At 68.8% G+C, this 7,579-nt stretch carries 6 protein-coding genes; all 6 read right to left on the bottom strand.

The features are described 5' to 3' along the window. Positions 1 to 31 precede the first annotated feature (31 nt). The 6 genes from SACTE_RS25735 to eccB all read right to left on the bottom strand — a co-directional run bounded on the left by SACTE_RS25735 (position 32) and on the right by eccB (position 7,577). Positions 32 to 466, bottom strand: a complete 435-nt coding sequence (locus SACTE_RS25735; protein WP_019993333.1) for a YbaB/EbfC family nucleoid-associated protein — start codon at positions 464 to 466, stop codon at positions 32 to 34. Positions 467 to 578: 112 nt separating this feature from the next. Next, positions 579 to 4,154 (bottom strand): AAWKG family protein, encoded by a 3,576-nt coding sequence (locus tag SACTE_RS35445; protein ID WP_014048943.1) that lies wholly within the window; start codon positions 4,152 to 4,154, stop codon positions 579 to 581. Between the two features lie 119 nt (positions 4,155 to 4,273). Next, positions 4,274 to 4,780, bottom strand: a complete 507-nt coding sequence (locus SACTE_RS25725; protein ID WP_014048942.1) for a type VII secretion system-associated protein — start codon at positions 4,778 to 4,780, stop codon at positions 4,274 to 4,276. A 182-nt stretch (positions 4,781 to 4,962) separates the two neighbouring features. Continuing rightward, positions 4,963 to 5,292: a WXG100 family type VII secretion target gene (locus tag SACTE_RS25720; RefSeq protein WP_014048941.1), complete on the bottom strand. Its 330-nt coding sequence runs from the start codon at positions 5,290 to 5,292 to the stop codon at positions 4,963 to 4,965. A 93-nt stretch (positions 5,293 to 5,385) separates the two neighbouring features. Continuing rightward, a complete protein-coding gene (locus SACTE_RS25715) occupies positions 5,386 to 5,742 on the bottom strand; it encodes a hypothetical protein (RefSeq protein ID WP_014048940.1) in 357 nt (118 codons plus the stop codon). Between the two features lie 386 nt (positions 5,743 to 6,128). Then, positions 6,129 to 7,577: a type VII secretion protein EccB gene (gene eccB / locus SACTE_RS25710; protein ID WP_014048939.1), complete on the bottom strand. Its 1,449-nt coding sequence runs from the start codon at positions 7,575 to 7,577 to the stop codon at positions 6,129 to 6,131. Between the last annotated feature and the right edge of the window lie 2 nt (positions 7,578 to 7,579).

Here is a 7,579-nt window from a genome sequence, read left to right as displayed (position 1 = left end):
GTGTACCTCCCTCGTCGTCCTCTGCTGGAAGTCAGTCCTCGTGGATCTCGTCGTGCAGGCGGGCCGCCGAACGCCTCCTCCCGCCGTCCGTGCCGTCGAGCGCCGAGCCGAAGGCCCGGTCCCAGTCGATGTCCACGCCCCGCAGGCCCGTCGGGCCGCCGCTCGTCCGGGTCAGCGGCTCGAAGACGTCCATCACTCTGCGAGCCATCTGCGCGCGGCCTTCCTGCACGGCTTCCAGTACGGAGGCGGCGAGCTGAGGGCCCGTCATGTTCTGGTGCCTGTTGTCCGGGAACTTGAGCGCCGTCAACTCGCCCTGCGGGCCCACGGTGACCTCCACCGCGCGATCCCGCGACCGGATCGTGGCCGAGGCCTGGCTGAGCTCACTCTCGGCCTGCGCCACCGCCTCCTGCACGGCCGTCAGTTCGGCCATGGCCTGAGACAGCTTCTTCTCCATCGACTCGCTCAACGGTCACCCTTTCACCTGCTCGTACGGGATTCTGCCGTACACGTGTGCATGATGCGAACTCCCCCTCGATCACCGGGCGCTCAAGGCCCGTCGGAGGCTGCCGCCGTGACGGTCAGCGTCCGATCACCGCCGGCGCGCCGCCCTCGTCCGTGCCCCATACGTCGTCGTCCTCCGGCACCCACGAGTCCCGGGCGCGGTCACCGCTCTGGGTCTGGGTCTGCTGGCCGGGCGCACCGGCGCCACCGCCGCCCGCCATCGGCGGGAGGAAGGGCGTGCCACCGGTGGTCGGGGCGCCGGTGGCCACGCGTACCTCGTCGTCCGCGTACCGGCCGTTCCTGACGGGAGCGCCCGCGCCGGGCCGTGGGCGGCGGTTCGGGATCACCTCGCCGTCGATGACGTTGCGGACACGTTCGCCGGAGTCGGACTGGCCGCCCTTGCCGCCGCCCATACCGCCACCCATGCCTCCACCCATACCGCCGCCCATACCGCCGCCCATCGGCGTGCCGGTGCCGGTGCCGGTTCCCGTGCCCGTGCCCGTGCCCGTGTCGCCGCTCGTGCCGAGGCCGACGTCGCCCCCGCTGGTCGGGCCGGGGAACGCCCCGCTGTTCAGGAACGGCCGGTTGTGCGTGGGAGCGCTCGTCCCGCTGGACGACCCGCTGCCGGCCAGGGGCGATTCGTAGGGCTGGTCGTCGAACAGCTCCTCCTCGTAGGAGGAGTAGTCGTAGGACGGCGGGGTGTAGTCGAGCGAGCCGTTGTTCAGGTGTCCGGAGCTGAGGGACGGGCTGGAGTCGTCCAGGTAGCCCGAGACGGTGGTGCCGTCCGGACGGGTGACGGTGGTGGTGCCGGTGTCCGGGTTGATCGTCTGGACGGAACCGTCCGGGAGTTCCGTGACCACGTTGCCACCGGAGTCCAGGTGCGTGGTGCCGCCGCCGGGGAGGGACAGCAGATCGCCGGTGTTGAGCGGGCCGGAGACGGTGGAGCCGTCGGGCCGGGTCACGGTGGAGGAGTGGGTGGCGGGGTCGATCGTGACGGTGGAGCCGTCCGGGAGGTCGGTGACCACCCGGCCGCTGGAGTCGATGCGCGACTCGCCGGCACCGGGGATGTCCAGCACGCCGTCGTTGACGGGGCCGGAGATGGTGGTGGAGGACAGGTCGGGCAGGTCACCGCCGCCGAAGAGGCTCTGCCGGGAGCTGTCGAACTTGGCCTCGGCCTCCGCCTGCTTCTTCTCCTGCTCCTGGCGGACCTCTTCCTGCTTGGCCTCCGCCTCGGCCTGCTTCTTCTCCTGCTCCTGGCGGATCTCCTCCTGCTTGGCCTCGGCCTCCGCCTGCTTCTTCTCCTGCTCCTGGCGGACCTCTTCCTGCTTGGCCTCCGCCTCCGCCTGCTTCTGTTCCTGCTTGGCCTGCTGCTCGGCCGCCTTCTGCTCGGCCTCCTGCTCCTTCGCCTCCTGCTTGGCCTCCTGCTCCGCCTGCTTGGCCTCCGCCTTGGCCTCGGCCTCGGCCTGCTTCTTCTCCTGCTCGGCCTGCTGCTGCTCCTGGCGCTCTTCCTGCTCGGTACGGATGCGGTCCTGCTTGGCCTCCTGTTCGGCCTGCTTCTGCTCGGCCTCCTTCTCCTTGGCCTCCTGCTCGGCCTTGGCCTCGGCCTCCTTGGCCTCCTGCTTCGCCTCCTGCTCGGCCGCCTTCTGCTCGGCCTCCTTCTCCTTCTGCTCCTGCTCGGCCTTGGCCGCCGCCTCCTTGGCCTCCTGCTCCTTCTTCGCCTCCTCCTGCTGGGTCCTGGCCTGGGTCATCTGCATCATCTGCATGTTCTCTGCACGGGCCTGGGCCTCAGCCTGCTTGGCCTCCTGCTCCTTGCGGAGCTGTTCCTGCTTGGCCTCCTGCTCGGCCTGTTTGGCTTCCTGCTTGGCCTCCTGTTCGGCCTGCTTCTGCTCGGCCTCCTTCTCCTTGGCCTCCTGCTCGGCCTTGGCCTCGGCCTCCTTGGCCTCCTGCTTCGCCTCCTGCTCGGCCGCCTTCTGCTCGGCCTCCTTCTCCTTCTGCTCCTGCTCGGCCTTGGCCGCCGCCTCCTTGGCCTCCTGCTCCTTCTTCGCCTCCTCGGCCTTGGCCTCCGCCTCGGCCTCCTTGGCCGCCGCCTTGGCCTCGGCCGCCGCCTCCTTCTCCTCCTGCTCCTCCTTGGCCTTGCGCTCCTTCTCCTCCTGCTCCGCCTTGGCCTTGCGCTCCTTCTCCTCCTGCTCGGCCTTGGCCGCCGCGGCCGCCGCCTCCGCCTTGGCAGCCTGGTCCTTCTGCCACTGGATGAAGTCTTCCTGCTTCTTGGCAGCGGCAGCCGCGGCCGCGGCGGCGTCGTCCTCCTTCTTCTTCGCCTCCTCCTCGGCGACCTCGGCCTTGTCCTCCTTGTAATCCGACTCGAGGGTTCCGCTGGTGCCCCGGGACTTCACGGATCCCAGATCGAAAGTGCTGTTGCTCCAGCTGTCCCGCACCTTCGTCATGGCCGTCACCGCGGCCGCGTCGAGCTGGTCCTCGACGGTCTGCTGCCACATCAGGAGAGCCTTGTTGCCGATGTGCTCCCAGGTACTGAGTTCCTTGAGCTCGCCGAACTCCTGGGCGTCGACGCTCAGCCCCGTCTCGCCCGTACCCGTGATCTTGTCGATGGCGGCCTTGTTGCTGAAGCCGCTCTCCGAGATGTAGTTCGTGGAGGAGCTGTAGCCCCCGTTACCCGTCGGGTAGGTCTCGATCTCGTAGGTGATCTTCGTGATGTTGTGGTCCCACACGTACTCCATCACCGCGGACAGCAGCTTGTGGAGCACGGTCAGCGGATTGCCGTACTGCCACTCCCATTTCGCCCAGGCGCTGTGGAGATCCGAGACGGCGGCCCTGAAGTCCTTCTTCGCCTGCCGGATCTCGTTGCCCTGTTTCGAGTAGCCCTTACCCGAGCTCATGTCCTCCGCGTAGTCGGTGTACTGCTTGTTGATCTTGTTGACGAGGTCCCAGAAGACACCTGCGGCCTTCCCACGCCATGCCTCGTTCTTCTCCGTGCCGACCCTGCTCTGCCACTCCTCCACCAGCTTCTGCTGGTTGATGAAGAACTGGGCGACCCGGTCGAAGGCACCGGCCACCACGTCGAAGTTGCCGAGCGTGACGGAATTGGCGTCGTCCACGGGCAGGCCGTTCCAGCTGAAACCGTGGGTGCCCTCCTTCTCGTTGTTGAGGAGCTCCTCCAGGGCCAGTCCCGTGCCGTAGGCGTACCGGGCGGTGGGCGTGGTGTCCCAGGTGGGCTTGCCGTCCATCCCCAGGTGACCGTCGATGCTGCTGGAGAACTTCCCGCCCTCCTGGTACCCCTGGCTCGGCACCCTGCCGTCGCCCTTGCTGCCGAGCAGCGTGATGCGCGCTTTGTACATCGACACGTCGGAGCCCGCCCCCTCACCCTTCGAGTGGTAGAAGGGGATGACGAAGTCGGTGTTCGAGATGTCGGAACCGGCGTTCTCGTAGAGCCAGTTCAGGTCTTCCGTGTCGACGTAGTCGACATAGCCCACGTCGGAGATCTCCACCTTCATCAGCGGGATCCCCTCGTTGCCGACAAGGGCGTCGAACAGTTCGCTCCTGTCCGGCGCCTTGTATCCCGTGAAGAAGTTGACGGCCTCGGACCACTTGTCGTTGGTACCGGTGAGGTCGTCGGTGATCTTGCTGGAGTCGAGCGCCATGCCAGGAAGCCTTTTCGGTCAGGGCGGAAGGGGGAGCGGGCGGCAGGGGTACCGTCTACGGAGTCGTGCGGGGACGGGCGGGAGGGCGCCGGCCGGGGCGGGCCGACAGCGGTGCCGGCTCAGTCGTCGTCATCGTTCTTGCTGTTCGAGCCGCCGCCGCTCTCGGAGAGCACCTCGTCCACGCCTTCGAAGAAGTCGACGAGCTTCTTCCCGTCGATCTTCTCCAAGTTGTCGTCCTGGGTCTTGAACATCTTCTCGATGGTGTCCTCGAGGTTGTCCTCGATCTCCTCGAAGAGCTCGACCTGGAGCTTGAGGATCTCGTCGAGTTGATCGACCATCCCGTTCAGGCTCTTGACCAGGTAGCCGCCGTTGGTCCGCCCCTCCGCGTCACTCGCCATCAGGCCGATCGCGAGCGGCACCTTCTGCCCGTCGAGGAAGCCGGGTGCCGTCTTCGCCCCGTCCTCCCCGCCCTGCAGCGTGGGCATCCCGGGTACGAGCACCTTGTCCGGCGAGTCCCCGTTCTCCCTGATCTTCTTGACCGCGGCGAGGAACGGGACGACGTCGTCGTCGAGAAAGCTCTGCAGCCATTCCTTGTTGAGATTGACCGTGGGCGATTCTTCCGCCATGACGCACTTCTCCTGTCTTCTACGGGGCCGTCGGCTGCGAGGGGTGCAACACACGTGCCCGGTGCCGACGGTTCACGGGGACGCGAGCGACGACGACGCCGCCCTCACGGCAGCGGGCGGCCGCTCGCGTGACACACACGCGGACGGCCGCCCGAAGAGAGCCAAGGGCGTGTCGCCCCGGGTCAGCCGCCGATGCGCACGCTCTCCCACAGCGACGTCAGCGACTTCTCGCTGTACTGGTAGCTGTCGGAGACGTCGTTCAGCAGGGCCGAGTTCTCGGCGAGGATGCGCTTCATCTCCTCGACGGCGTGGTTCCAGGACGCCTGCTTCTCGGCGTACACCGCCTTGTCGTCACCTTCCCAGGTCTTCTGGAGCTCCTGGAGCTCCGCTTCCAGGTTGGTGAGGATGCTGTCGATCGCCTTGGTCTGCTGGACCATGTCGTCGGCGGCGTTCTGCATGTGGGAGTAGTCGACGTAGATCTGGCCGTCGGTGAAGTCAAGCGGGGGGGTCATGGTCGTCCTCGTCTCGCGGCAGGTACTTCAGGAGGGAAGGGGTGTCGTGCCGTGCCCGGGCGCCGGTCGGCGCCGTCAGGGCGGCTCGGGTCGTCAGCGGCCGGCGGTGGAGCCCGCCAGCGCGTTGAAGATCTCCTCGGAGCGGTTGTACGCCTGCTGGATGGATTCGTTGGCCGTGGACTGCTGGATGCCCTGCGCGCGCATCGTCTCCTCCAGCGTGGTGATCATGTCGCGGAGGTTGCCGGAGATGATCTCCGCCTGCGCGTCCCATCGGTCGAGCAGCTTCTGGAAGGCGCCACCGTCGCTACCGGCGTAGCCGGAGGACAGGTTGTGCTTCATGTTCTCGACGTCCTGACGGCTGTTCTGGACGCCGGAGAACGCCATCTCCAGGGCCGTGACACCGTTCTGTGTCGCCGATGCCAGTGACTGCTGTGCGCCTGTACCCGCCATGTTCCTGTGCCTCCTGGAATGTCGCGCCGCCGGTCGTGGGACCCGGGCAGCGCGGTGCGTGGCCGGACGCGGCCGGAGGACCGGCGTCCGGTTGGTTCGGACGAATGGAGCCTAAAGAGAAAGGAGTTGACGATTCAATGGCTTGAGTCACCTTCTCGGCTCCGACCGGGTGTTTCAGGCCTTCCGCGGCGGGATCCAGGGCGGAAATCCGCCCTGCCCGTCAGCCGAGCCCGTGCACTTCCCGTTCTAGGACGCTTGATCGTCGCGTCCCGTTGCGGTGACACGACCACTTTCACTCGTGTCACACGATGTTCACCTTCCTTCCCGCCGTGGTGGGTCCTTCCGGTCCTTCCGGCGTCACCGCTCGGCTTGTCCGCCGTCGCGCGTCACTTCGGCTCGCAGCGCGGAGTCGTGTTGGCGCTCCGGCCCACGGCCGCGGCCTCCTTCGTCAGGTCCGGCCCCGTCGGAAGCATCGCCAGCAGCGGCGCCGGCAGTCCGCGCGCCTGGTCCTGCGTGTAGCCGAGCGCGCCGAGCGCGTCGGCCGTCCCCACCCGGTACTTCATCCCGGTGTCCGTCACCAGGTAGACGGTGGTGCCCACCTTGCTCCCACTCGCCCCGAGCGCGCGCACCAGGGACCCGCCGCCCGGCCGTACGGTGATCGTGCCGACCGGCATGCAGGCGGGGGTGAGCCCCTCGGGCGGGGCCTGGGAGACCGGGCCCAGGGCGCTCGTCCCGGTCAGGGCCACGCTGATCCGGGGTCCGCGCTCGCCCGGCTCGATCCGTACGCAGACGGTACGGTCCTCGCCCAGGGCCACCGCTTCCGGCGGCGCCGAGGGAAGGTCGGGGTCCTCGGCCGTCTCGCCCGCGCCCGGGGCCAGATGGCTGCTCAGCACGTCCGCGCCCAGGGTGGTCAGCTTCGCCGCGCCGTCCCGGTACACCTTCTCGCGGGTCTCCGGGTCACCGAGCACCAGGGCGGCACCGGTCGCCGTGAGGGGGGCCAGGCCCTCCTTGCGCAGCAAGTAGTAGCGGTCGGCGGAACCGGGCACCGTGACCCGGAAGACCTCGCCGATCCGGGTCTCCCGGCCACCCAGCGACGGGCCGTCCTGGCCCTTGCCCGGCACGTCCGGCGGGCGCAGGTCGGGCCCCGAGGGGAGGGCGTTCAGGAAGGCCGCCGAGACGGGGAGCCTCGGTGTGGAGCCGTAGCCGAGGGCCTCGCGGGCGCGGCTGTCCTCGTCGAGCCGGAGCTTGCTGCCCCGCCACACGAGGTAGCCGGTCTTGTCCGGTCCGGTCACCAGCATCCCCTGGCCGGTGGGCAGCCCGGCGGCGTCGGCCGGCGCGCCCACGGCCACGACGGTGCCGGTCGAGCCCGTCACGCCGCCCGAACAGACCTGCCAGGGGCCGGTGTCCAGGTCGCCGCTGCCGGGCAGCGCGTCCGGGGCGCCGGTGATGCCGACGGGCGACCCGTGCGGCGTCCCCTTCAGGGAGGCGGAGCCGACGGTCACCGCCTTCATGTCGGCGCCCGCGAGCAGCCGTGCCGATGCGTAGTTGCGCACCGGCCGCAGCCGCCCGTCCAGGTAGAGGTAGCGGGAGCCGGTGTCCTTGTTCACGACGAGGGTCCCGGCCGCCCGCCAGGAGTCCTTGGTGCCGGGTTTGAGCAGCCCGAGGACGAAGGACCCCGCCGACAGCAGGACGGCGATCACGATGCCGATCACCACGCCCCGGTTGGTCCGGCCCTGGGGGCTCTCCGGGGCGTCCGGATCCGCTCGCAGCATGCCCGAGGTCAGCCGGCCCATGACGAACATGTGGGCGTGTACCTGGTCGCGTTTGGACTGCATGG

The organism is Streptomyces sp. SirexAA-E (genome assembly GCF_000177195.2).
Taxonomy (GTDB): domain Bacteria; phylum Actinomycetota; class Actinomycetes; order Streptomycetales; family Streptomycetaceae; genus Streptomyces; species Streptomyces flavovirens.
This window is presented reverse-complemented; position numbering and strand designations above follow the sequence as displayed.